Source organism: Croceicoccus sp. BE223 (assembly GCF_031457155.1).
In the GTDB taxonomy this organism is placed as follows: domain Bacteria; phylum Pseudomonadota; class Alphaproteobacteria; order Sphingomonadales; family Sphingomonadaceae; genus Croceicoccus.
Genome location: NZ_JAVDWB010000002.1, coordinates 130509 through 155466, shown reverse-complemented (window position 1 = coordinate 155466; position 24958 = coordinate 130509). Strand labels below are relative to the sequence as shown.

Below are 24958 nucleotides of genomic sequence, written 5' to 3'. Positions count from 1 at the left end.
CCGGCCGGTTTCCGAGTCTTCTGGCCAGCGCTCTAACCGGCAAGTTGGCCGGCAATGGTTAAAATCAGGTCAAGACAGCGTTGAACCGAACATCAGGGTTTCCTGCAGGGCCGGGCCATAGGCGATCGCCAGCAGCAAAAGCATGCAGGCGGCGACCGAAACGCCGTAGGGAATCTGGAGCTGGGCCGCCTCCAGCCCGGCGCGGCGAAGGCGGCGGTGACGCGTGATCATCCACGCCGTCAGCAGCCCGTTGGCGATGCAGATCATCAGCATCAGCACCCCGAACACCGCCGGCGGCAGCCACAGCGCGATGGCGGTCAGCAGCTTGACGTCGCCGCCGCCCATCTGGCGCAGGCGGAACATCAGCGCCCCGAACGCGAACATGCCTGCCGCCAGAGCGAGCTGCGCCGCGACGCCCGGCCAGAGCGCAAGGCCCGAAGCCCACCAGAACACCGGTGCGAAAGCCGCGACCGTCAGGGTCAGCCGGTTGGTGATTTTGCGCGTGCGGATATCGGTGAACGCGCCATAGACCACCGCGATTGCCAAGCCGGCGAGCAAACCGTAAACGACCAGTCCTGCGTTCATGTCGGGCCCCTCGTGGTCCCTTCCCGCCGGCGGCGACAGGCCGTGGCGGGTTGGAAAAATTTACCTTGATGGGCCCGGTCTAGGCGGGATGGCTTACCAAACGGTAACCAACCCTTCATCCATTTCCGCGCTGTTTCCCGCGCGTGCCAAAGGACCGATCGATCAGCGCCGACCCGCCTCCGGACACCGCGAATCGGGCCGATCCCGCCGGGGCAGACCCCGCCGCGGTCGATCCGGCGATGTCGGTGCGGCGCGCCATCCCGACGATCGCGACGGAAGCCGTCTGGCGCGCAGGGGACGGGCACGCGATACGGCGAATCGACTGGCCCGGTTCACCGGGGGCCGCATCGGGCGCCGCGCCGCGCGGTTCGTTGCTGTTCCTGCCCGGGCGGGGCGACACGTACGAAAAGTATCTCGAAACGCTGCACGCCTGGCATCTCGAAGGATGGCGGGTGACGGCGATCGACTGGCGCGGGCAGGCGGGATCGGGACGGCTTGGCGCCGATCCGCTGACCGGGCACATCGACGATTTCGCCACGTGGGTGGCCGATCTCGCCGCGTTCTGGCGCCGGTGGAGGGTGGCGGCACCGGAACCGCGAATCGCCTTCGGCCATTCGATGGGCGGGCACATCCTGCTGCGCGCGCTCGAGGAAGGTGCCATCGATCCCGATGCCGCCGTGCTGGTCGCGCCGATGCTCGGCTTTGCCGGGGTGCCGGTGCCCTTCGCGCTGCTCCGCGCCTTCGCCGCGCTGCGCGCCCGCATGGGCGATCCCCGCCGTCCCGCGTGGAAGTGGAGCGAGAAGCCCGGCGAGTTTCCGGCCGATCGCATCGACCTGCTGACTCACGATCCGGCTCGTTACGCGGACGAGGAATTCTGGCGGACCGTCCGCCCCGAACTGGCGATGGGGCCGGCAAGCTGGGGCTGGCTGGAACAGGCGGTGCTATCTATGGCGAGGATCGCGAGCCCCGCCGCGCTCGCTTCGGTCAGGATCCCGGTGCTGCTGCTCGCGACGCGGGCCGACAAGCTGGTTTCGCCCGGTGCCATCCGCCGCGCGGCGCGCCTACTGCCTGATGCGCGGCTGGTCGAATACGGCGACGAGGCGCGGCACGAGATCCTGCGGGAAGCGGACCCGGTGCGCGACAGGGCGATGCAGGCGATTCGCGACTTCCTCGACGACAGGGCACCCCGGCGATGAGCGCGCCGCGCTTCGACATCGCCATCGTCGGTGCCGGCATGGCGGGCGCAAGCCTTGCCGCCACGATCGCCGGGCGCGCGAGCGTCGTCCTGATCGAGGGCGAGGAGCGGCCCGGCTATCACGCGACCGGCCGCTCCGCCGCGTTCTGGGCCGAAACCTATGGCGGGCCGGGGGTCTATCCGCTGACCGCCTCTTCGTATCGCTACCTCGACGAAGGCGGGTTCCTTACACCGCGCGGTGCGCTCAACATCGGGCGCGAGGAAGACCGCGAGACGGTCCGCAACTTTACCGAGCGATTCGCCGATCTCGGTGCCGGGATCGCGATGCTGGACCGCGCGGCGATGGAGCGGCACGTGCCGGGTCTGCGTCCGGAATGGACCTGCGCCGCCTGGGAACATTCGTGTGCCGACATCGACGTCGCCGCGCTGCATGCCCATTACCTCGGTGCCGCGGCCCGGGCCGGGGTGGACCTGCGGGTTCATGCGCGGCTGGTATCCGCGACGCGCGATGGGCACGGCTGGTCGCTCGGCCTCGCCCATGGCGAGACGCTGCGCTGCGACGTGCTCGTCGATGCGGCCGGGGCCTGGGCCGATCCGGTGGCGCGGCTGGCCGGGGTCGCCCCGCTCGGCATCGCGCCGCTGCGCCGCACGGTCGCGCAGTTGCGCACCGCGCCGCCCGCGCCCGCCACGCTGCCGCTGGTGCTCGACATCAACGAGACGTTCTATTTCAAGCCCGAAAGCGGCCGCGTCTGGCTCAGCCCGCACGACGAGACGCCGAGCGATCCCTGCGACGCCGCGGCGGAGGAACTGGACGTCGCCGTCGCGATCGACCGGATGGAGCGGGTCGTCGACTGGCGGGTCGAGGCGGTCGAGCGCAAGTGGGCGGGCCTGCGCAGCTTCGCGCCCGACCGGATGCCGGTCTACGGCTTCGATGCCCGCGTGCCCGGTTTCTTCTGGTGCGCGGGGCAGGGCGGCTTCGGCATCCAGACCGCGCCGGCGGCCGCGGCGCTGGCATCGTCGCTGCTGCTCGACACCGACGCCGGAATGGCCGCCGACATCGACCCCGCCGTCTACGCGCCCGCACGTTTCGGCTGACGCTGGGTTGCATGAGCGTCGTCTTGCGATAGTTTGCGCGACTTTCCGCAAGACCATGGGGGAAGACGCGATGGCGCACCGTTTCGAGATCCGGAAGAACAAGAAGGGCGAGTACGTCGCCTATTTCTGCTACAACGCCGAAACGATGTTCTGGACCGAGGGCTACACCTCGAAGTCGAGCGCGAGGAACGCGATCGATTCGATCCTCAAGAACGGCCCCAAGGCCGAGATCGTCGATACCACCGCAAGCTGACGGCGCCGCGAACCGGCGGCGGGCACCGGCCGATCAGGATGCGCTCGCCAGCACCGCCTGGTCGCTGGCGAGGGTATCGACGCGTTCGTTTTCCGGGTGACCGGCGTGGCCTTTCACCCAGTGCCAGCGGATCCGGTGCGGCGCGGCGGCGTCGAGCATGGCGCGCCACAGGTCCTCGTTCAGCACCGGCTTCTTCGCCGCCGTCTTCCAGCCGCGCTTCTGCCAGTTGTGCACCCAGCTGGTGATGCCGTCGATGACGTACTTGCTGTCGGTGTAGAGATCGACCTCGCAGGGGCGGGTGAGGGCCTTCAGCGCCTCGATTACCGCGGTCATTTCCATGCGGTTGTTGGTCGTGGCCCTTTCTCGGCCCGAGAGTTCCTTCTCGGTCCCGCCCTTGCGGAGGAGCGCGCCCCAGCCACCGGGGCCGGGATTGCCCTTGCAGGCCCCGTCGGTGAAGATCTCGACCCGGGTGGCGGGCCTGTCCTTCCCGTGCCCGTCGCTCACGCGAAGACCTGCGCGCCGCGCTCGCGGTAGAACTGCAACCGGCGAAAGAAGGCGCAGGGGTCCTTGCGGGTGACCAGCGCGTCGGCGGGCGTGTTGAGCCAGTCGTACGACCGGGTCAGCAGGAAGCGCAGCGACGCCCCCTGTGCCAGCAGCGGGAGCGCCGACCGTTCCGTCGGTTCCAGCGGGCGCACCGCTTCGTAACCGCGCAGCAGCGCCGCGCCGATTCGCGCGTCATGCTGGCGCCCGTCAGCGGTGAAGCTCCACGCCGCGTGCGCGACGGCAAGATCGTAGGCCATCGGGCCGGAACAGGCGAAATAGAAGTCGATGAGGCCCGACACGTCCTCGCCGACCAGCAGAACGTTGTCGGGAAACAGATCGGCATGAATGATCGAGCGGGGCAGGTCGGCGGGAAGCGCGGCGATCACGTTATCGAGGATGGCGGGAACGTCTTTCATTGCTTCATCGATCTCGTGCCAGCGGCCGTCGCACGCGCGCGCGAATTGGCGCCACGCATCGGGTCCCATGCCATTCTCGCGGGAGCCGGCATAGCTTTGCGCCGCAAGGTGTACTTGCGCCATGGCGCGGCCCACCGCCTCGGCCTGCGCCGGGGTCGGGCAGTCGGCGGAGACGCCGGGCAGGAATTCGATGAGAGCGAGCGTCTTCTCCTCGCCGTCGGCCTCGAACCGGCGGAACGCGGCACCCGTGCGGTCGTGGATCGTGCGCGGCACCGGGCAGCCGGCGGCGGCGAGATGGTCGAGCAGGCCGAGGAAGAACGGCAGGTCGCCGATCTCGGTCCGCCCTTCGAAGACGGTCAGGATGTAGCGCGAGCTGACCTCGTCCTTGCGGGTCTCGATCAGCCAGTTGCTGTTCGACACCCCTTCGGCGATGCCCTTGGCGCTGACGATCTCGCCGACGTCGAATTCGGCGATCAGCGCGGCCATCGCCTCGGCCCCGATGCGCGTGTAGACGGCCATGATACCCCCCGAGAGCCGGTCAGTCGCGAAGCTGGCGGGGCAGCTTGAAGGTGATGCGTTCCTGCGCGGTGCGGATCACTTCCTCGGTGAGGGGGCGCAGCGCGGCCAGCGCGGCGACCACTTCGCGGACCAGCAGTTCCGGCGCGGAGGCACCGGCGGTGAGGCCGACGGTGTCGACGCCATCGAGCCAGGCGGGGTCGATCTCGCTGCCGCGCTGGACCAGCCGCGCGGTCGCGCCCATCCGCTCCGCCACTTCGACGAGGCGGAGCGAGTTGGACGAATTGGGCGCACCGATCACCAGCACCAGGTCGCATTCGCCGGCGATCGCCTTGACGGCGGCCTGCCGGTTCGAGGTCGCGTAGCAGATGTCCTCCGCCTTCGGCCCGACGATGTGCGGATAGCGTCCTTCCAAAGCGGTGATGATGTCGAGCGTGTCGTCCACCGACAGCGTCGTCTGCGACAGGTAGGCGAGCGGCTCTTCGGGGCCGAAGGTCAGCGCCTCCACGTCGGCGACCGTCTCGACCAGCGTCATCGCGCCGTCCGGTACCTGGCCAAAAGTGCCGACGACTTCGGGATGGCCCTTGTGCCCGATGAAGATGATGTGGCGGTCGGCCTCCACCTGCCGCTCGGCCTGGCGATGCACCTTGCTCACCAGCGGGCAGGTCGCGTCGAGATAGTCGAGCCCGCGGCTTTCGGCATCGGCGGGCACCGATTTCGGCACGCCGTGGGCGGAAAAGACCACCGGCACCCCGTCAGGCACTTCGTCCAGCTCCTCCACGAAGATCGCGCCCTTGGCCTTCAGCGAATCGACGACGAAGCGGTTGTGGACGATCTCGTGCCGCACGTAGACCGGCGCGCCGTAGCGATCGAGCGCGCGCTCGACGATCTCGATGGCGCGGTCCACCCCGGCGCAGAAGCCGCGCGGCGCGGCGATCAGCAGGCGAAGGGGCCGCTCGGCGGTGGCGGCGGGCGAAAGCGGGGCTGTTTCGGGCATCGTCTGCCCTTTAGCCACGGCATCGCCCCCAGGTAAAGCGGATGCGCGCCTCGTAAACCCTGGAGACAGGTTTGCAGCGCCAACAGGGCAAAGTTACAAGCCTGCGCATTGCCGTGCGCGGCCCTTGCGGCTAGGGCAGGCGCGCAAGGACGTTCGCAAGACCAGTTCGCTTTATTTGGGCACAGGGTACCGCCAGAGATGACCTTCCGTTTCAAAGCCTCCGCCGCGATGGCGATGCTCGCCGCCTTTACGGTTGCGGGCTGCAAGTCCGAAGGCGACATCATCGTCGACCAGGGCGTGGGCATCACCGCGGTGCGCGGCGTGTGCCCGGCGGTCGGCGTTCCCGACTATCTCGGCAACCTCACCACCTTCACGCAGCCGGGGGCCAGGACGCTCGACGCGCTCGACGTGACAGCGGCGATCACCAACGTGCGCTCGACTTGCGACGACAGCGGCGCGCAGGTCTATACCGAGGCAACCTTCGACGTCCTCGCCACCCGCCGCGACGTGTCCGCCGCGCGCAGCGTCGACCTGCCTTATTTCGTGACCGTGCTGCAGGGCGGCACCGTGGTGGTGACCAAGCAGGTCGGCACCGTGCGCGTCGATTTTGCCGCCGGGCAGGAACGCGGCAAGGGCTCGGCCCGCGCCGGCGCCTATGTCGACGCCGCCGCGGCGACCCTGCCGGCGGACATCCGCGAACGCATCACCAAGCGCCGCAAGGCGGGCGACGAGGATGCCGCGCTCGATCCGCTCGCCGATCCCGAGGTCAAGGCAGCGATCGCGCGCGCCACGTTCGAGATGCTGATCGGGTTCCAGCTGACGCAGGACCAGCTGGCCTACAACGCCACGCGATAATCCTGCGGGCCCCTCAGACGCCGGGCGCCGGGCATCCGCCCGGCTTGGCTTCGCGCCAATAAGGCGCGGCGGCCGTTCGGCCTTGCGGGTGTCGCTCCGCGCCCCGTTTTTCTGGGGCCATCAAGTGCGAGGCATCCGCCTGGCTTGTTTGCTTCGCATAAGCTCGGGCGCTCGTTTGGCTTGCGGGTCTCGCTTCGCGGCCCGATTGTTTCAGGCCGTCAGGTGCTTGGCATCCGCCTGCCTTGGCTTCGCGCCCGATTCTGGCTTTTGGCTCGGCCTCTGCGCTCCTGTCCTGGCTTCCCTCTCGCGTCGCGGTGGGCTAGGCGCGCGGGCATGACCGAGACCACGATCCAGACCGACACCATCCACGCCATCATGTCGCGGGCCGTTGATGCCGCGCTCGATGCGCTCGTCGCGAACGGCACTCTGCCCGAAGGCGTCGGCCGCGCCGCCGTCGCGGTGGAGCCGCCGCGCGATCCCGCCCACGGCGATCTGGCCACCAACGCCGCGATGGTGCTCGCCAAGCCGGCGAAGACGAACCCGCGCGCGCTGGCCGAGGGGCTGGTGACCGAGCTTTCCGCGCACCCCTTGGTGACCGAGGCGAGCATCGCCGGTCCCGGCTTCATCAACCTGCGCCTCGCCCCCGCGGCGTGGCTGGGCGAGATCGCCGCCGTCGCCTCGCTGGGCGATGCCTACGGTCGCAGCGCGCTGGGCGCGGGGCAGACGGTCAACGTCGAATACGTCTCGGCCAATCCCACCGGGCCGATGCACATGGGCCATTGCCGCGGCGCGGTCGTCGGCGATGCGCTGGCGGGCCTGCTCGAATTCGCGGGCTTCGCGGTGGTGCGCGAATACTACGTCAACGACGCCGGCGCGCAGGTGCAGACCCTGGGCCGCTCGGCCCACTTGCGCTACCGCGAAGCGCTGGGCGAAGACATCGGCGAGATCCCGGAAGGCTACTATCCGGGCGAATACCTGATCCCGATCGGGCAGGAACTGGCCGCCGAGTTCGGCGACCGCTATGCCGCCGCGCCCGAAAGCGAATGGCTCGACCTGTTCCGCACCCGCGCCGTTGCCGCGATGATGCAAATGATCCGCGCCGATCTCGCGCTGCTGGGCATCCATCACGACCTGTTTTCGTCGGAGGCCGAACTTCAGGCCGCGGGCAAGCCCGAGGCGGCCGAGGCGTTCCTGCGCGAACGCGGCCTCGTCTATGACGGCGTGCTCGAAGCGCCCAAGGGCAAGACGCCGGAGGACTGGGAGCCGGTCGAGCTGCCGCTCTTCCGCTCGACCCGGTTCGGCGATGACCAGGATCGCCCGATCAGGAAGTCCGACGGCAGCTGGACCTATTTCGGCGCGGACCTCGCCTATCACTACCAGAAGGCGCAAGGGGCCGATGCGCTCGTCGACATCTGGGGCGCGGATCACGCCGGCACGGTAAAGCGGATCAAGGCCGCGGTGGCGGCCCTGACCGAGGCTGGCCCGGAGGGGAATGGCACGCCGATCCCGTTCGAGGTCAAGCTGGTCCAGATGGTGCAGCTGCTGAAGGGCGGCCAGCCGTTCAAGATGAGCAAGCGGGCGGGCAATTTCGTCACGCTGGCCGACGTGGTCGAGATGGTCGGCAAGGACGTCGTCCGCTTCACCATGCTTACCCGCAAGCCCGAGGCGCAGATGGACTTCGACTTCGACAAGGTGGTCGAAGCGTCGAAGGACAACCCCGTCTTTTACGTCCAGTATGCCCACGCGCGCATCTGCTCGACCCTCGGCAAGGGTGCCGAGGCGGGATTTGCGCCGTCGTCCGCGCATCTCGACCTGCTGGGCGAGGAGGAGCTGGATCTCGTCAAGGTCGCGGCGCAGTTCCCGCGGCAGGTCGAGGCCGCGGCCCGCGCGCGCGAACCGCACCGCATCGCCTTTTTCCTCAACGATCTGGCCGCCGCCTTCCATTCCTACTGGAACATCGGCAACGACCGGGTCGACAAGCGTTTCATCGTCGCCGACAATGCCGACCTGTCCGGCGCGCGGCTCTACCTTGCGGCGCAAGTCGGGCAGGTGATCCGCAACGGCCTCGCCATCCTGGGGGTCGAGGCGGCGGAGCAGCTTTGAGCGTTTCTTGAGCGAGGGTCGCCGACGTGAATGCAGAGGCAGGTGCCGGGGAACTCCCGGACAGCGAAGGCAGGCTCGCGCTGGGCGAGCCGGAACTGCGCCTGCCCTGGCTCGAATCGGCGGACGAGACGGTTGACGAAGGGCTCGACTGGTCGCGCATCGGCAAGTTCGCGGCGGTGGTGGCCGGCCTCGTCGTTGCCGTCGCGGCGGCGGTGCTGTTTTTGGGCCAGTGGGCCAGCGCCCCGCCCGAAGGCGACGGGTCCCTGATCGCAGCGCCCGAACAACCCTACAAGGTCCGGCCGAAGGAGCGTGGCGGATCGATTGTCGCCGGCACCGGCGACACCGCCTACAAGGTCGGTCAGGGCTACGACAACGAGGCGACCCTGGCCAAGCAGGACGAGTCGGCGCCGGTCGCCGCTGCCAGCCCCAGCGCTTCGGCGGCACCGCCCGTGTCGGGCGTCGCCGTGCAGATCGGCGCCTATTCGAGCGAGGGCGACGCGCAGAAGGGCTGGGAACAGCTGCGCAGCCGTTACGAACCGCTCGGCAGCTACGACCGCCGCATCGTCCAGGGTCAGGCCGACATCGGGACGGTCTGGCGGTTGCAGGCAGTGGCGGGATCGATGGCCGGCGCGTTCGCCCTGTGCGACGACATGCGCCGCAACGGCCTGGAGTGCCAGGTCAAGCGTTGACCTGCGGGGATTTCGCCCATGACATCGTGCAAATCGCGATGCGGCACGCTTCGGGTGCTCGCGGACTGAAGAACGCTGCGCTCCGGGTCGCGGCCCATCACCATTTTCGGCTCGCCTTGGGCAAAATCGACCCTTCCGCCCGATCGATCATTCAATCGGGCATGGCGGGGCGATGGGTCTTGCCTTGGCGGGCCGGTTCGCGGACGGTTGCGACTCGATGATACCTGTGATCTTTGGCCTTTCCGGGCTTGCCCCCACCGACGCCGAGCGCGCGTTTTTCGCCTCTTGCGAACCGGCTGGCTACATCCTGTTCGGGCGCAACTGCGAAAGCGTGGCGCAGATGCGCGCGCTGACCGATGAACTGCGCGCGCTGCACGGGCGCGACGACCTCCTCATCCTGATCGACCAGGAGGGCGGGCGCGTCACCCGCATGAAGCCGCCGGTGTGGCCTGCCTACCCGCCGCAGGGCCTGTTCGACCGGCTCTACGACGTGGCGCCGATCACCGCGCTGGAAGCGGCGCGCTGCAATGCGCTGGCGATCGGGCTCGACCTGGCCGAAGTCGGCGTGAGCAGCGACGCGCTGCCCTTGCTCGACGTGCGGCAGGAAGGCGCGCACGACGTCATCGGTGATCGCGCCTTGGGCCGCGATCCGCTGCGGGTCGGCTCGCTCGGCCGCGCGGTGCTGGACGGGCTGGCCGAAGCGGGCGTGGTCGGCATCGTCAAGCACATGCCGGGCCATGGCCGTGCGCTGTGCGACAGCCACAAGGACCTGCCGCGCGTCACCGCGAACGAGGCGGACCTCGCCAGCGACCTCAAGCCGTTCCAGACGCTGCGCGACGCGCCGATGGCGATGAGCGCGCACATCGTTTTCGAGGCGTGGGACCCTGATAATCCCGCGACCCAGTCGCCCACGGTGATTGCCGAGGTGATCCGCCGCCGGATCGGCTTCGACGGCCTGTTGATGACCGACGATATCGACATGGAGGCGCTGTCGGGCACGATCCCCGAACGGTCGGCCGCGGCCATCGCGGCCGGGTGCGACCTGGTGCTCAATTGCTGGGCCCGGATGGAGGACATGGAGGGCATCTGCGCCGCGCTGCCCGAAATCACGCCCGATGCGCGCCGCCGGCTCGATGCGGCGATGGCGGGCGCGGATGTCGCCCGGCCCTTCGACCGCGCCGGGGAGCGGGCCGAGGCCGTGGCCAAGCGCGACGCGCTGCTGGCTGCGGCGGGGCTGGCCGCGGCAGGCGTCTCGGCATGAGCACGGGGGGCGAGCCGCACCTGCCGCTCGCCTCCACGCCGGGTGTCTCCCTGCCGGATGGGGACGACTGGGACGTGCCCGCGCTCACCGCGACCGACCTGGCCGAGGACACGAGGGACGATCCGGCCCGCCTCTATATCGACATCGACGGTTACGAAGGCCCGCTTGACATCCTGCTCGACCTTGCGCGGCGGCAGAAGGTCGACCTGCGGCGCATCTCGATCCTCGATCTGGTGGACCAGTATCTCGCCTTCATCGACCGGGCGGGCGAGATGAAGCTCGAACTGGCGGCCGACTACCTAGTGATGGCCGCCTGGCTCGCCTATCTGAAGTCGGCGCTGCTCCTGCCGAAGGAAGAGCAGGAAGATCCCAGCCCCGAACTGCTCGCCCTGCGGCTGCAGCTGCGGCTGCAGCGCCTGGCCGCGATGCGCGAGGCGGCGGCGCGGCTGATGGCGAGCGACCGGCTGGGCCGCGACGTGTTCGCGCGCGGCGCGCCAGAGCGGCTGCGCGTGCTCAATCGCCGGGCGTGGCAATGCGAATGGTTCGACCTCGTCCATGCCTATGGCCGGGTCAAGGCGCGCACCGCGCCGGTGGTGCACATGGTGCGCGAACGCATGGTGATGACGCTCGAATCGGCGCTGAGCCGGGTTTCCGCCATGCTCGGCGTCGCGCTCGACTGGATGGAACTGCGCCAGTTCCTGCCGCCCCACGCCGACCCGCAATTGCGGAAGTCGGCGCTCGCCTCCAGCTTCGTCGCGGCGCTGGAACTGGCCAAGCAGGGCCGGGCCGACCTTTCGCAGGAGGAGACGTTCGGGCCGCTTCGGCTCCGTTCGCGGACACGTTCGAAGGAGAGGGAGGCATGAGCCAGCCCGACGACTTCGTCCGCGCGGTCGAGGCGCTGCTGTTCGCCAGCGAAACGCCGCTGAGCCGCGAGGAGATCGCCGAGCATCTGAACGGCGCCGACGTGCGCGAGGCGCTGGCGCAGCTTGAGGAGACCTATCGCGAGCGCGGCGTGAACCTCGTTCAGCGCGGGCGGCTGTGGCATTTCCAGACCGCGCCCGACATGGCGCACCTGCTGCGGCGGGAACGCGAAGAGGCGCGCCGGCTGTCGCGCGCGGCGACCGAGTGCCTTGCCATCATCGCCTATCACGAACCGGTGAGCCGCGCCGAAATTGAATCGATTCGCGGCGTGCAGACCGCCAAGGGGACGCTCGACGTCCTGATGGAGGCAGGCTGGGTCCGCGTCGCGGGTCGGCGCGAGGTGCCCGGCCGGCCGGTGATCTATGCGACGACGCCCGCTTTCCTGACCCATTTCGGCCTCGGCGGCCGGCGCGAGTTGCCGGGCCTGGCCGAATTGCGCGCCGCCGGCCTGCTGGACCCGGTGGAAGAGGCGATGGAACGCGAGATGGCCGTGCCCGGCGAGGATGCGGCCGAAGCGGAAACCGATGACCGCCAGTCGGGCGATGGCGCGGAAGATGACGAACCGAACGGCTCACTGGATATATACGGGCAAAGCGCCTAGACAGGCCCTGATACCGGGCGGTATCGCCTGCAGTGACGCGACCGGGCGGTCGCCCGAAGACAGGCAACCGGGCGGCATCGCCCGCGAACAGGCAAGCGGGCGGTATAGCCTGCGAAGGAGAATTCCCGTGAACGTCGGCCCCTGGCAGCTCATCATCATCGCGCTCGTCATCCTCGTGCTGTTCGGGCGCGGGCGGATTTCCGAAATGATGGGCGATTTCGGCAAGGGCATCAAAAGCTTCAAGCAGGGCATGAACGACGAAAGCGGCAAGGACATGATGCGGATCGAACAGACCCGCGACGTGACGCCCGCCGCCGATCCCGCGCCGACCAAGGCGGACCCGACCAAGACGAACGTGGACGGCGAGACCAAGCTCTGATTTCGCCGCCCGCCCGCGGCGTGCTGGAACACTGATCGATGTTCGATATCGGTGCCACCGAACTCCTGCTGATCGTCATCGTCGCGGTGATCGTCATCGGGCCGAAGGACCTGCCGCTCGCGCTGCGCACGGCGGGACGCTGGATCGGCAAGATGCGCCGGGTGTCGGCGCATTTCCGCTCCGGCCTCGATGCCATGGTGCGCGAGGCGGAGCTGGAGGACATGCAGAAGGAGTGGGACCGGCGCAACGCCGAGATCATGCGGCAGCATCCCAGCGCCGATCCCGAGACCGGACGGCTCGACCATGCCGCGGCGGACGTGGCTTCGCCCGCACCTTCGAGCGAGAAACCTCCGGTTGCCACTCCGGACGCGAAGGCGGCGGCCAAATCTGCCGCGCCGGAAGCACCGCCATCTGTCGCTGCGCCTCCGACGGCCCCCACCCCGACGGCCGAACCGGGTTCGCTGCCGCTGTTCGACGATCCGGCACCCGCGAAGCCGGCGAAGGATTGAGCCGCCCGCCATGGTGTTCAAGGTCAGCGATCTCGACGAGACGGAAACCCCGCTGCTCGATCACCTGATCGAACTGCGCCGCCGGTTGCTGCGCGCGGTTCTGGCGCTGATCGCGGCCTTTGCGATCTGCCTGCCGTTTTCCGGCCAGATCTTCGGCCTGCTGGTCCGCCCGCTGACCGCGGCGTTCCCGCCGGGGCAGGGCCGTCTGATCTACACCAAGCTCTACGAGGCCTTCTTCGTCGAGGTGAAAGTCGGCATCTTCGCCGCCTTCTTCCTCGCCTTTCCGATCATCGCCAACCAGCTCTGGGCCTTTGTCGCGCCGGGGCTCTATGCGAAGGAAAAGAAGGCCTTCCTGCCGTTTCTTTTCGCCTCGCCCATCCTGTTCGTCATGGGCGCGTCGCTGGCCTATTTCTTCGTGATGCCCACCGCCTTCAAGTGGTTCATCGGGTTCGAGGGCAGCACCGGCGGCTTGCAGCAGGAAGCGCTGCCGGCGATGGGCGAATACCTCGACCTCGTCATGCAGTTCATCCTCGCCTTCGGGGCGAGCTTCCAGCTGCCGGTGCTGATGCTCCTGCTCAACCGCGCCGGGATCGTCCGCCACGAGACCATGGCGAAGTCGCGCCGCTACGTGATCGTCGCGATCTTCATCGTCGCGGCGGTCATCACGCCGCCCGACGTCGTGTCGCAACTGATGCTGGCCGCGCCGCTGCTGGTCCTGTTCGAAGGCTCGTTGCTGATCATGCGGCTGGGCGGCGCAGCGAAGCCGGACCCGGAAACCGAAGCGACCGATCCGAACGAGGAGCCCGTCGGCTGACGATCCGCTGGGCGGGTGATCAGCGGCCGTCGATGGTCGCCTTCGTTCCGATCTCGGGCATCGTGGCGGCCGAAACGCCCGGATCGCCTGCCGACCAGACCTTGTGCCCGGCGATGTAGGTTTCCATGACGCGCCCCTGCCGCAGCGTCGCTACGGGAGCGAGCAGCGGGTCGACCGTGACCAGCACGAAATCGGCCCATTCCCCCTTGGCCAAGGTGCCGAAGCGGCCTTCCGCGCCCATCGCGTAGGCACCGCCCGCGGTATAGGCGGCCAGCGCATCCTCGCGGCTGACGATTTCCTGCGGCTGCCACCCGCCAAAGGGCTGGCCGTTCGCGTCGGCGCGGGTCGCGGCATCGGCGATGCCCTCGAAGACGTTGGGCACCTCGACCGGCGCATCCGATCCGAAGGCGAGGTGCGTTTTCGCGTTCAGCATCGACTTCCAGGCATAGGCACCGGTCAGCCGGTTCGGCCCGAGCCGCGCTTCGGCCATCGTCCGGTCCGACACCTGGTGATGCGGCTGCATCGATGCGATGACCCCCTCCTGCGCGAAACGCGGCAGGTCGGACGGATCGACGACTTGCGCATGTTCGATGCGCCAGCGCCGGTCGCCGGGATAGCTGTCCTTCATCTCGCTGATGGCGTCCAGCGCCTCGCGGTTGGCGGCATCGCCGATGGCGTGGATGGCGACCTGGAAATCGTCCATCGCGGCGCGGCTGATGATGTTGCGAAGCTGCGTGCCGCCGACCAGTTGCAGCCCGCTGCTCGACGGCATGTCGGCATAGGGCTGCATCAGCCAGGCGCCGCGCGATCCCAGCGCGCCGTCGAGGTAGATCTTGATTCCCGCCAGCTTCAGCCTGTCGCCATAGAGCCACGGGCTCGGCCCCGGTCCGGCGATGGTAATCATCTCGTCCACCCCGGCGGCGTAGGCGGCGATGCGCAGCGACAGCCGGTTGACGTCGCCCTCGCGCCGCATCGCCTGCCAGTCGAGCAGGCCGATGCCCATGTCCGACACCGCCGTCACGCCGTTCGAAAGGAGCAGTTCCTGGGCCTTGCGAAAGGCGAGATCGCGCTCTTCGGGCAGCGGCGGCGGCAGCTGCTTCGTCACCAGCGCGGTCGCCGCGTCGACGAAGATGCCGCTGGGCTGGCCGTTCGCGATGTCGATGCGTCCGCCCGCAGGGGCCTTCGTCGCGGCGGTGACGCCGGCGCGCCTCATCGCCTCACTGTTGGCCCAGCCGGCGTGGCCGTCGGCACGCTCCAGCCAGACCGGGCGGTCGGGCACCGCGGCGTCCAGCTCGGCGGCGGTCGGCAGGCGGCCGGTGTTCCAGACCACCTCGTTCCAGCCGCGGCCGATGATCCACGCCTTGTTCGGGTTGCGCCGCGCATAGTCGGCGATCCTATTCAGCGCCTCCGCCATCGTCTTGGTGTCCGACAGGTCGAGGCCGATCGCGTTGAAGCCGATGCCGGACAGGTGGACGTGCGAATCGACGAAGCCGGGAAGCAGGACGCGGCCCTTGCCGTCGACGCGGTAGTCGATGTTCTTGGGCTTCTTCGGCGCCTGGGCGAGGGTTTCCTTCACCCGTCCGCTCGGATCGATGATCATCGCGACAAACCGCTCCACCTTGCCGCTGGCATCGACGCGGATGCCCTGGATATTGTCGACCAGCGTGTCGGCCATGGCCGGAGCGGCGGCGATCAGCGCGATCGAGGAAAGGAGAAGGGCGGACGCGCGGCGGGCGCGGGCGGAAAGCGGGGGGCGACCAGTCATGACCGCCGCGTCTAAACGGCATTTCCATCGCGCGCCATATCCGATAGGGGCCGCAGCCTATGGCAAACAGCAGCACAGCGACGGAAATGGCGGCAAAGGGTGCGACCCTGCCGTTCGAAGCAGACGACGTTCGGGCCGCGGCAAGGGCGATTGCCGGCCAGGTCGTGCGCACCCCGATCATGCATTCCAAGACGCTGTCGGCGATTACCGGCGCCGAGATATGGCTGAAGTTCGAAAATCAGCAGTTCACCGCGGCCTACAAGGAGCGCGGTGCGCTGAACGCCCTGCTGAAGCTGACCGACGAGCAGAAGGCGCGCGGCGTCATCGCCGCATCGGCGGGCAACCACTCGCAGGGGCTGAGCTATCACGGGACCCGGCTGGGCGTTCCGGTCACCATCGTCATGCCGCGAACGACCCCGACGGTGAAGGTCATGCAGACCGAATCGGTCGGCGGGCAGGTCGTGCTCGAAGGGGAAACCTTCGACGAGGCGAGCGCCCACGCGCGCAAGCTGGAGGTCGAACTGGGCCTGACCTTCATCCACCCCTTCGACGACCCGGTCGTCGCCGCGGGGCAGGGAACCGTGGGTGTCGAGATGCTGGAGGATGTGCCCGAACTTGACACGCTTGTCGTGCCGATCGGCGGCGGCGGGCTCATCTCGGGCATCGCCACCATCGCCAAGGACATGAAGCCGGGCATCGAGGTCGTCGGCGTGCAGGCGGCGCTCTATCCCTCGATGTTCGCGCGGATCAAGGGCGAGAGCCACGAATGCGGCGGCGACACCCTGGCAGAGGGCATCGCGGTCAAGGAACCGGGCGAGATCACCAGCCAGGTCATCGCCGCGCTGGTCGACGACATCGTGCTGGTCGACGAAAGCGCGCTGGAAAGCGCGGTCGCCATGCTGCTGCAGATCGAGAAGACCGTGGTGGAGGGCGCCGGCGCGGCGGGGCTCGCCGCGGTCATGAGCCACCGAGGGCGGTTTGCCGGCAAGAAGATCGGCCTCGTGCTGTGCGGCGGCAACATCGACACCCGCCTGCTGGCCAATGTGCTGCTGCGCGATCTGGCCCGTTCGGGCCGTCTCGCGCGGTTGCGGATCACGTTGCAGGACCGGCCCGGCGCCCTGTTCAAGGTGATGCACGCCTTCAACGCGCACCACGTTAACATCATCGAGATCTATCACCAGCGGATCTTCACGACGCTGCCGGCCAAGGGGCTTATTACCGACATCGAGTGCGAGGCGCGCGACCGCGGGCAGATCGAGGCGCTGATCGCGACCCTCATCTCACAGGGCTATGCGGTGACCGAGGCGGAACTGGCCTGAACCGTCTTGCCGGCGCCCTGTCCCGTTTCGGGATGGGCGCGCAAGCAAGCCGTTAGCCGCCCTCCGCTTTCGTGGTTAATGGGCTTTAACACTTGGGCCTTGTCGGGCATAAGAGGGATACGCGCTGCATCGCGACTGTCCTGGTTGTCGCGTGTGCGCCGGTTGGCAGGTCGGCCCAATGCCCGGGCCGACCCTGCCTGCCCGGACAATCCTGACGAGAGGGCTCTGACAGCTTCGTGACTGCCCCGGTTCGCTTCCCCCGCTTCTACGTGACTGCCCCGGCGCCGTGTCCGTACCTGCCGGGCCGACAGGAGCGCAAGGTCTTCACCGAACTGTCCGGCCCCGATGCCGACGCTCTCAACGATGCGCTGGGCCGCATCGGTTTCCGCCGCAGCCAGACCGTCGCCTATCGCCCGTCCTGCGCGGGGTGCAATGCCTGCGTTTCGGTCAGGGTCGTGGCCTCCGAATTCCGCCCGTCGAAGACCCAGGGCCGCACGCTGGCGCGCAACGGCGACCTGATCGCCACCGCCTGCCGCCCCTGGTCCACCGTCGAGCAGTTCGAATTGCTGCAGGCCTATCTCGCCTCGCGCCACCCCGGCGGCGGCATGTCCGCGATGGACGAGATGGACTATGCCGACATGATCGAGCAGACGCCCGTCACCAGCTACGTCATCGAATATCGCGAACCCGGCGAAGGCGATGCGCCCGGCCGGCTGGTCGGCGCATGCTTGACGGACCGGCAGAACGATGGTCTTTCAATGATCTATTCGTTTTACGATCCGAACCATGCAACGCGGTCGGGGCTGGGCAATTACATCATTCTCGATCATATCCAGCGCGCGGCGGCATCGGGTCTGGCCTACGTCTATCTCGGTTACTGGATCGAGGGATCGTCGCGGATGCAATACAAGGTGCGCTATCGTCCGCTTGAAAAACTCGGCGCCGACGGGTGGGAACGCTTCGATCCCGAGCGTCAGGAAGCGCTTATCGCCGACGTCGTCGCCGCGCCCGGACGCAGCAGCGACGGTGGCGGGTTGCGCAAGGACGGGATGGGCCGCGATGGTCTCGTCCGCGATGGCGCCATGGGCGATGGCCTCGTGCGAAGCGCTGGCGGCAGCGGGCTCCACGTCGCGCAGGACTGACGCACCACGCCGCGCCGCGCTGCTGGCCGGGGTCATGGCGCTGGTCATGACGACGCTGGCGCCGCACGCGGCCCGCGCCCAGTCGCTCGACGCCGATCCCGAACTCGAAGCACTGATCCCCGATTCGGCCATTGCCGATCCGGAAGGCTGGGCGGTCGACACCGTCGCGGCGCAGACGCCGGAACAGGACGGGCCCGATCCCGACACGCCGATGAACGGCGACACCGCCTTCACGCTCGACTGGCCCGACGGCGACGTCGACGTGGCGATCGAACCGCTGGAGGAAGACCCCGCGCTCGCCGAATCGCTGTCGCGAGAGGCGGCACGCCCGGCGCAGGACATCGCGCTGCCCGAAATGACGCGCGACCGTCCGCCCGAGACCGACACGGTCGAGACGACGATCGGCAAGCGCATAACGCTGCGCTATCCCCCCTCGTTCGCCGAGTTCGAGCGGATCGACGAATTCCGCGACCGGTTCCGCGACCTGTCGGACATCGTCCAGCTCGCCGACGGGGACGACAATCTCGCCCAGCTCGCCAACCGGGCCAAGGCAGACCAGGAGCTGCTGCAGACCCTGCTTTCGGTCTACGGCTTCTACGACGCCGACGTCACCCAGCGCGTCGACACGCCCGCCGAGGGCAAAGGGTCGGGACCCGACGGCGCCATCGTCGCCAGCGACGCGCGCTTCACCTTCACCATCGATCCGGGCACCCGCTATCGCTTCGGCGCGATCGACCTCGGCGGGCTGGACAGCACCGGCGACGACTACGGCCTGCTGCGCGGCGCGTTCCAGATCTCCGAAGGCGATCCGGTCTACGAGGACGCGATCGTCTACGAACGCGTCGACCTCGACGTGGCGCTGGGCGAAAACGGCTATGCCTTTGCCGAAGTCGGCCCGCCCGACCTGCTGATCGACCACGCCCGCGACGAGGCGGACCTGACCATCCCCGTCGATCCCGGCGGCAAGTACGTTTTCGGCACCGTCGTCAGTTCGATGCCCAGGTTCCTGTCGGGCAAGCACCTCGCGGAAATCGCGCGCTTCGATCCGGGGGAAATCTACCGCGCCAGCGATGTCGAGGATCTGCGCCGCGCGATCCTCGCCACGGGCCTCGTGTCCACGCTCTCGGTCAAGCCGCGCGAGGTCGAAGCGCCGGCAAACGGCGAGCCGGGCGTGGTCGATCTCGACGTCGACCTGACGGAGGGGCCGCTGCGCACGATCGCTGGCGGTATCGGCTATGCCACCACCGACGGCATCCGGGTGGAGGCGAGCTGGGAGCATCGCAACCTGTTCCCGCCCGAAGGCTCGCTGCGCCTGCGCGGCATCGCGGGCACGCAGGAGCAGCTGATCGGCGCGACCTTGCGGCGCAACAACTGGCACGGGCGCGACAAGGTCATCTCGCTCGACGTCTTTGCCAACACCATCGACCGCGACGCCTATGAAGCGCGCACCGTGTCGGCCATCGCCAGGTTCGAGAAGCTGTCGACTCTGATCTTCCAGAAGGAACTGTCCTACTCGGTCGGTCTCGAACTGGTCGCGACCCAGGAACGCGAAGGCACGCTCGACGGACAGACTGGGCCGCGCGAAACCTATTTCGTCGCCGCGCTGCCCGGTTCGGTGCTGCTGGACCAAAGCGACAGCCTGCTCGACCCGACGCGCGGCTGGCGGCTGGAAGGCTGGCTCTCGCCGGAGATATCGACCAGCAACGGAACCGAGGCGACGTATGCCCGCGCCTCCATCGAAGGGCGCTACTATCAGCCGGTCGGCAAGGGCATCGTCGTCGCCGCGCGCGCCAGGCTGGGCACGATCCAGGGCACTTCGCTCGACCATATCGCGCCTTCGCGCCGGCTCTATGCCGGCGGCGGCGGTTCGGTGCGCGGCTACGGTTATCAGCAGATCGGCCCGCAGGACACGCTGGGCGATCCCACCGGTGGCCGCTCTCTGACCGAGTTCTCGCTGGAAACGCGCGTGCGCACCGGCCTGTTCGACGGCGCGCTGTCGGTGGTGCCTTTCGTCGACGCCGGCGCGGTTGACACGACGACGACGCCGCGCCTGCGCGACCTGCAGTTCGGCGCCGGCATCGGCGTGCGCTATCACACCAGCTTCGGGCCGTTGCGCGTCGATGTCGCGACCCCGCTCAACCGGCGGCCCGGCGACGGCCGCATCGCGGTCTACGTCGCGCTGGGCCAGGCGTTCTGATGGCCGAAGATTCCGTCATCCAGCCCGAGGTCGAGGCGCCGCAGGAACGGCCGGGGCGCGATTGGGGCAAGTATTGGCGCAACCGGATCATCGCCGGTTTCGTCGGCCTGCTGATGCTGATCGGCGGGGCCGCGCTGCTGATCGACAGCCCGATCGGCCATCGCTTCCTCGTCGACAGCCTCGCTTCCTACGCTCCGGCATCGGGCCTCCGGGTCAAGGTCGGGCGGATCGAAGGGTCGGTGCTGTCGAAGGCGACGCTGCACGATGTCGAGTTCTACGACAGCAAGGGCCGCTTCCTCGAAGTGCCGGAGGTCGAGCTCGACTGGCGACCGCTCAAGTGGTTTTCGACCGGGCTCGACGTGCGGACTCTCATCGCCCGGCGCGGCACGCTCAGCCGCCTGCCCGCGCTGAAGCCGGGCGATCCCGATGCGCCGATCCTGCCGAACTTCCCGATCCGCATCGACCGGTTCGAGATCCAGCGGCTCTATGTCGACGAGGCGGTGGCGGGCGTGGGCCGCTACGTGAACCTCAAGGCGCAGGCGAACATTGCCGACGGACGCGCGCGCATCAACCTGATGAGCGAGCTGGGCGGCAAGGATCAGCTTTTCGTCCGGCTCGACGCTTCGGAGGCGAAGAACCTGCTCGACCTCACGGCGCGCTACAACGCGCCGGCGGGCGGGCTGCTGGCCGGCCTCGTCGGCGCCGAGGAGGACGTGGCCGCGACCATCGACGGCGACGGCAAGTGGACCGACTGGAAGGGCCGGTTCGCAGTGGTCAAGGGCGGCGAGCCCTTTGCCCTGCTGCAACTGACCAAGCGCAACGACGTCTACGGCGCGCTTGGGCAGGTGATGCCCGGCAACCTGCTGACCGGCCTGCCGGCCCGCGCGGTCGGCGAGAAGCTCAACGTCAAGGTGACGACCAAGTTCGCCGGCAGCGTCTTCGATGGCCGCGCCATCATGGTCGGCCGCGGCGGCTGGGTCGGCGCGGACGGCGTGCTCGATCTTGCCGACAACGAAGTGCGGGACATGTGGATGCGGACCCGCGTCACCGATCCCGACCTGCTCGGCGCGCGGACCGAGGGGCTGGTCGCAGACATGACCGTCGACGGCCCATTCCGTGATCTCGCCATCGCCTACGACCTGTCCGCCAACCGGATCGGCATCGGCACGACGCAGATCGCGGCGCTGAAGGCCGCTGGCGACGCGCGGTGGAACGGCGCGAGGCTGGTGCTGCCGGTGCGCGGAACGGCGGGCCGGGTCGAAACCGGCGTCGAACTGCTCGACCCGCGGCTGCGCGACGTGCGCCTCGACGGCACCCTGGTCTATGGCGCCGGTCGGCTGCGCTCCGAAGCGCTGGCGCTGGCCGCGCAGGGCCTGACCGCCCGCCTTTCGCTCGACGGGAACGTCACGACCGGACGCTATGCGCTCAACGGTCCGGTCGAGGTGGTGAACCTGCCGCTCGAAGGGCTGGGCAATGCCAATGCCCGCGCCGATGTTTCCGCCCTGATCGGCGGGCCGCAGGGGTGGAGCGTCGACGCGCGCATCGACGGCAAGCTGGTGAAGGTGACCAACGCCACGCTGGCGAACATCGCCGGTCCCGCGATCGCGATCACCGCCGATGTCTCGACCGCGGGCAATGCGCCGCTGCTGGTGCGCGACGCGAGGATCACTTCGCGCAACCTGCGCATGACGCTGGCGGGCAGCCGCGCCGTCGACGGCACGGTAAAGCTGACCGGTCGGGGCGAGCAGGTCGCATACGGCGCCTTTACCGTCGACGGCACGATCGACGGCAAGGGACCGCACGCGGTGCTGGTCTTTGCCGATCCCTATCCCGCGGCGGGACTGAAGGACGTGCGCGTCGCCATCGATCCGAAGGACGACGGGTTCGCCATCGTCACTTCGGGCATGAGCACGCTCGGGCCTTTCGACGGCGAACTGTTCGTGACGATGCCGAGGGGCGGCGCGACCACCGTCGACATCGCGCGCCTGACCGTGTCGGGCACCAGCGTCGCAGGCCGGCTGGAGCTGCGCGACGGCGGCGCGGCGGGCGCGCTGGCGCTGTCGGGCGGCGGGGTCGAGGGCGATGTCGTGCTGACCCCGACCCCGGCCGGTCAGGGCGTGGCGGCGGACGTGATCCTGCGCAACGCCCGCTTCGACGGGCCGACCCCAATCACCGTCCGCATCGCCCGTATCGTCGCCGACGGAACGCTGGGCAAGGGCGGAACCATCACCGCCAAGGTCATGGCGCAAGGCGTGCAGCGCGGTTCGCTGTTCATCGGCCGGTTGGCGGCAGAAGGGCAGATGAAGGACGGCGTCGGATCGTTCCGCGCCGACGTCGCAGGGCAGCGCAACGCCCGTTTCAATTTGCGCATGATCGGCGACGTCGCGCCCGAACGGATCAGCTTCGGCGTGCGCGGTCGCTATGCCGGAGAGCCGATCCGGATGCCCCGCCGCGCGGTGCTGATCAAGGAAGACGGCGACTGGCTGCTGCAGACGACGCAAGTCGATTTCGCCCGCGGCACGGTGCAGGTCTCGGGCCGGCTGGGCGAGACGACCAGCCTTACCGCGCGCTTCGCCAGGATGCCGCTGGACATCGCCGATCTGGTCATGCCCGATCTCGGGCTGGGCGGCACCGTGTCGGGCGTGGTCGACTATCTCGACACGCCCGGCGCACCCGGCACCGGCAAGGCGCGGCTGAAGTTCGACAATCTCACCCGCTCGGGCCTCGTCCTGACCTCGCGCCCGGTCGACGTGTCTCTGGTAGCCGAACTGGGCCCCGACACGCTGCAGGCCCGCGCCGTGCTCGATGACGACGGGGCGCAGAGCGGGCGGATCCAGGTGCGCGTTTCGAACCTGCCCGCCCGCGGCGCGCTGTTCGACCGGCTGCGCGCCGGCTCGCTCTATGGCCAGATGCGCTATTCGGGCGCGGCGGATGCGCTGTGGCGGCTGGCCGCGATCGAGGTGTTCGACCTGACCGGCCCGGTCGCGCTGGCGGGCGACGTGCGGGGCACGATCGACCAACCGGTCGTGCGCGGTACGCTGAAGGCCGACAACCTGCGCCTGCAATCGACCCTGACCGGCACCGACATCACCGGACTGGCCGCGCGCGGCAGCTTCGACGGTTCGGTGCTGCGCATCTCGCGGTTTGCGGGCAAGGCGGCGAACGGCGGATCGGTCTCCGGCAGTGGCTCGGTCGACCTTTCCGACATCGCCACCACCAGCGTCGGCATGGACATCCGGATCGCCGCGCGCGATGCCCGCCTGCTGAACCGCGACGACATGGCTGCGGTTGTGACCGGCCCCCTGCGCATCGTGGCGAAGGACAACACCGGCACCATCGCGGGCCGCCTCGACGTTGTCAGCGGGCGCTGGCGCCTGGGCAATGCGGAGGCGGCGGCCACGCTGCCCAACATTCCCCGTCGCGAAGTCAACGCGCCGCCAGACCGTCAGCCTCGTGCCAGGGCGATGGCACCGTGGCGCTACCTGATCGACGTGCGCGCCAACAACCGGTTCGCCGTCACCGGCATGGGCCTCGACAGCGAGTGGGGGGCCGACATCCAGCTACGCGGCACGACCGATGCGCCGCGCCTCAATGGCGAGGCGAACCTCGTGCGGGGCGGCTACCAGTTCGCCGGCAAGCGCTTCGAGCTCACGCGCGGACGCATCCGCTTTTCCGGAGAAAGCCCGCCCGCGCCGCGGCTCGACATCGTGGCAGAGGCGGACATCAACAGCATCAACGCCAAGATCGCGATTACCGGCACCGCGCTCGCCCCGGTCATCACCTTCAGCTCGATTCCAGCGCTGCCGGAGGAGGAGGTGCTGTCGCGGCTGCTGTTCGGCGATTCCATCGCCAACATCTCCGCGCCCGAAGCGTTGCAACTGGGTGCGGCGCTGGCGTCGATGCGCGGCGGCGGGGGCGGCGGGCTCGACCCTATCAACAAGCTGCGCGGCGCGCTCGGCCTCGATCGGCTGCGCGTGATCGGCGCGGACGAGGCGCTGGGCCGGGGGACGAGCGTCGCGGTGGGCGAATACCTGGGCCGCGACTTCTACGTCGAGCTGGTCACCGACGGCCAAGGCTACAGCGCGACCGAGCTGGAATACCGGGTGACCGGCTGGCTTTCGCTGCTGGCGACGGTGTCGTCGATGGGCAACAATTCCGTGTCGGCCAAGGTCAGCAAGGATTACTGATGCGAAAACGCCGGCCCGTTGCGGGGCCGGCGTTCGCGTTGGCAGGCGGTGCCGAGTGCGTCAGAACTTGCGCAGCACCGTGTCGATGGGGAGCGCAGATCCGTTGGCGGCGAGCATTTCCTTGCCCGTGATCTTTGCGGTCGCACCGTCGGCGCTCTTGACGACGAGCGCGTCTCCGTCCTTGCTGAAGGTGACGGCGGTCTCGCCCATCGTCTTCATCTCGACCGGGCCGCCGCTGGTCTCGATCGCCTTGGCGATGTCCTCGCCGCTCATCGCGCCCGGCAGGACATGGTCGCGCAGGACTTCGGCGAGAAGCGCGCGGTTCTCCGGCTTGTCGAGCCCGGCACCCGCCACCGCCTCGAACGCGGTGTCGGTCGGCGCCAGCAGGGTGTAGCTGGCCGAACCGTCGAACACCTGGGCCAGGCCCGTGTCCTTCATGGCCGTGCTGATCGTCGACAGGCCATCGGCATCGCCCAGTTCGGCGGCAAGGGTGTCGGTGCTCACCGTTTCCCCGGTGGCGGCCTCCTCCGTGCCCGAATTGCAGGCGGCGAGCGGCATGGCGAGGGCGAGGGCGGCTGCGGTGAACAGGCCGCCGCGAAGACGGGTCGCAATCATC

The 24958-nt window shown here is 68.9% G+C and carries 22 protein-coding genes; 16 read left to right on the top strand and 6 right to left on the bottom strand.

All coding sequences use genetic code 11. The features are described from left to right. Positions 1 to 69: 69 nt before the first annotated feature. The gene (locus J2X37_RS04740) at positions 70 to 585 is read right to left on the bottom strand and encodes a prepilin peptidase (protein WP_310018369.1); all 516 of its coding nucleotides are present in this window, start codon (positions 583 to 585) and stop codon (positions 70 to 72) included. A gap of 143 nt (positions 586 to 728) precedes the next feature. On the opposite strand from J2X37_RS04740, the gene J2X37_RS04735 reads away from it, so the two are divergent. The 3 genes from J2X37_RS04735 to J2X37_RS04725 all read left to right on the top strand — a co-directional run bounded on the left by J2X37_RS04735 (position 729) and on the right by J2X37_RS04725 (position 3128). Continuing rightward, entirely contained in the window at positions 729 to 1781 is a 1053-nt protein-coding gene (locus tag J2X37_RS04735; protein WP_310018367.1) for an alpha/beta hydrolase, read from the top strand. Then, a complete protein-coding gene (locus tag J2X37_RS04730) occupies positions 1778 to 2875 on the top strand; it encodes an FAD-dependent oxidoreductase (RefSeq protein WP_310018365.1) in 1098 nt (365 codons plus the stop codon). The genes J2X37_RS04735 and J2X37_RS04730 overlap by 4 nt, the downstream gene beginning before the upstream one ends. A gap of 70 nt (positions 2876 to 2945) precedes the next feature. Then, positions 2946 to 3128 (top strand): DUF1508 domain-containing protein, encoded by a 183-nt coding sequence (locus tag J2X37_RS04725; RefSeq protein ID WP_310019506.1) that lies wholly within the window; start codon positions 2946 to 2948, stop codon positions 3126 to 3128. Between the two features lie 33 nt (positions 3129 to 3161). Here J2X37_RS04725 and rnhA read toward each other — a convergent pair whose 3' ends face one another. The 3 genes from rnhA to ispH are packed head-to-tail and all read right to left on the bottom strand — an operon-like array spanning position 3162 to position 5600. Then, positions 3162 to 3632 carry a ribonuclease HI gene (gene rnhA, locus J2X37_RS04720; protein ID WP_310018362.1) on the bottom strand — a complete coding sequence of 157 codons (471 nt, stop codon included), beginning with the start codon at positions 3630 to 3632 and terminating at the stop codon, positions 3162 to 3164. Continuing rightward, positions 3629 to 4606: a homoserine kinase gene (gene thrB, locus J2X37_RS04715; RefSeq protein WP_310018360.1), complete on the bottom strand. Its 978-nt coding sequence runs from the start codon at positions 4604 to 4606 to the stop codon at positions 3629 to 3631. The genes rnhA and thrB overlap by 4 nt, the downstream gene beginning before the upstream one ends. 19 nt (positions 4607 to 4625) lie before the next feature. Next, positions 4626 to 5600: a 4-hydroxy-3-methylbut-2-enyl diphosphate reductase gene (ispH, locus tag J2X37_RS04710; protein ID WP_310018358.1), complete on the bottom strand. Its 975-nt coding sequence runs from the start codon at positions 5598 to 5600 to the stop codon at positions 4626 to 4628. 198 nt (positions 5601 to 5798) lie between these two features. Here ispH and J2X37_RS04705 point away from each other — a divergent pair, with 198 nt between their 5' ends. The 9 genes from J2X37_RS04705 (at position 5799) to tatC (ending at position 13732) form a co-directional block, all read left to right on the top strand. Further along, positions 5799 to 6455 (top strand): hypothetical protein, encoded by a 657-nt coding sequence (locus tag J2X37_RS04705; RefSeq protein ID WP_310018357.1) that lies wholly within the window; start codon positions 5799 to 5801, stop codon positions 6453 to 6455. Between the two features lie 333 nt (positions 6456 to 6788). Then, positions 6789 to 8558: an arginine--tRNA ligase gene (gene argS, locus J2X37_RS04700; RefSeq protein ID WP_310018355.1), complete on the top strand. Its 1770-nt coding sequence runs from the start codon at positions 6789 to 6791 to the stop codon at positions 8556 to 8558. Positions 8559 to 8584: 26 nt separating this feature from the next. Then, the gene (locus J2X37_RS04695; RefSeq protein ID WP_310018354.1) at positions 8585 to 9247 is read left to right on the top strand and encodes an SPOR domain-containing protein; all 663 of its coding nucleotides are present in this window, start codon (positions 8585 to 8587) and stop codon (positions 9245 to 9247) included. 217 nt (positions 9248 to 9464) lie between these two features. Next, a complete protein-coding gene (locus J2X37_RS04690) occupies positions 9465 to 10508 on the top strand; it encodes a glycoside hydrolase family 3 N-terminal domain-containing protein (protein WP_310018352.1) in 1044 nt (347 codons plus the stop codon). Beyond that, the gene (locus J2X37_RS04685) at positions 10505 to 11371 is read left to right on the top strand and encodes a ScpA family protein (RefSeq protein ID WP_310018349.1); all 867 of its coding nucleotides are present in this window, start codon (positions 10505 to 10507) and stop codon (positions 11369 to 11371) included. Before J2X37_RS04690 ends, J2X37_RS04685 begins: the two co-directional genes overlap by 4 nt. Further along, positions 11368 to 12030 (top strand): SMC-Scp complex subunit ScpB, encoded by a 663-nt coding sequence (scpB, locus tag J2X37_RS04680; protein WP_310018347.1) that lies wholly within the window; start codon positions 11368 to 11370, stop codon positions 12028 to 12030. The genes J2X37_RS04685 and scpB overlap by 4 nt, the downstream gene beginning before the upstream one ends. A gap of 127 nt (positions 12031 to 12157) precedes the next feature. After that, the gene (tatA, locus tag J2X37_RS04675) at positions 12158 to 12409 is read left to right on the top strand and encodes a twin-arginine translocase TatA/TatE family subunit (RefSeq protein ID WP_310018345.1); all 252 of its coding nucleotides are present in this window, start codon (positions 12158 to 12160) and stop codon (positions 12407 to 12409) included. A gap of 38 nt (positions 12410 to 12447) precedes the next feature. Next, positions 12448 to 12918 carry a Sec-independent protein translocase protein TatB gene (tatB, locus tag J2X37_RS04670; RefSeq protein WP_310018344.1) on the top strand — a complete coding sequence of 157 codons (471 nt, stop codon included), beginning with the start codon at positions 12448 to 12450 and terminating at the stop codon, positions 12916 to 12918. A gap of 10 nt (positions 12919 to 12928) precedes the next feature. Continuing rightward, entirely contained in the window at positions 12929 to 13732 is an 804-nt protein-coding gene (gene tatC / locus J2X37_RS04665) for a twin-arginine translocase subunit TatC (protein ID WP_310018342.1), read from the top strand. Between the two features lie 19 nt (positions 13733 to 13751). On the opposite strand, the gene J2X37_RS04660 is transcribed toward tatC, so the two are convergent. Beyond that, a complete protein-coding gene (locus J2X37_RS04660; RefSeq protein WP_310018340.1) occupies positions 13752 to 15497 on the bottom strand; it encodes an amidohydrolase family protein in 1746 nt (581 codons plus the stop codon). Positions 15498 to 15583: 86 nt separating this feature from the next. Between J2X37_RS04660 and J2X37_RS04655 the strand changes: the two genes are divergently transcribed. The 4 genes from J2X37_RS04655 (at position 15584) to J2X37_RS04640 (ending at position 24342) form a co-directional block, all read left to right on the top strand. Next, positions 15584 to 16816, top strand: coding sequence for a threonine ammonia-lyase (locus J2X37_RS04655; protein WP_310019503.1), 1233 nt, complete (start codon positions 15584 to 15586; stop codon positions 16814 to 16816). A gap of 236 nt (positions 16817 to 17052) precedes the next feature. After that, positions 17053 to 17958, top strand: a complete 906-nt coding sequence (locus J2X37_RS04650) for an arginyltransferase (protein ID WP_310018338.1) — start codon at positions 17053 to 17055, stop codon at positions 17956 to 17958. Further along, complete coding sequence (locus tag J2X37_RS04645) at positions 17906 to 20155, top strand: BamA/TamA family outer membrane protein (RefSeq protein ID WP_310018336.1); 2250 nt, start codon at positions 17906 to 17908, stop codon at positions 20153 to 20155. Before J2X37_RS04650 ends, J2X37_RS04645 begins: the two co-directional genes overlap by 53 nt. Beyond that, positions 20155 to 24342: a translocation/assembly module TamB domain-containing protein gene (locus J2X37_RS04640; RefSeq protein ID WP_310018334.1), complete on the top strand. Its 4188-nt coding sequence runs from the start codon at positions 20155 to 20157 to the stop codon at positions 24340 to 24342. The genes J2X37_RS04645 and J2X37_RS04640 overlap by 1 nt, the downstream gene beginning before the upstream one ends. Positions 24343 to 24402: 60 nt before the next feature. On the opposite strand, the gene J2X37_RS04635 is transcribed toward J2X37_RS04640, so the two are convergent. Next, a complete protein-coding gene (locus J2X37_RS04635; RefSeq protein WP_310018332.1) occupies positions 24403 to 24957 on the bottom strand; it encodes a fasciclin domain-containing protein in 555 nt (184 codons plus the stop codon). Between the last annotated feature and the right edge of the window lies 1 nt (position 24958).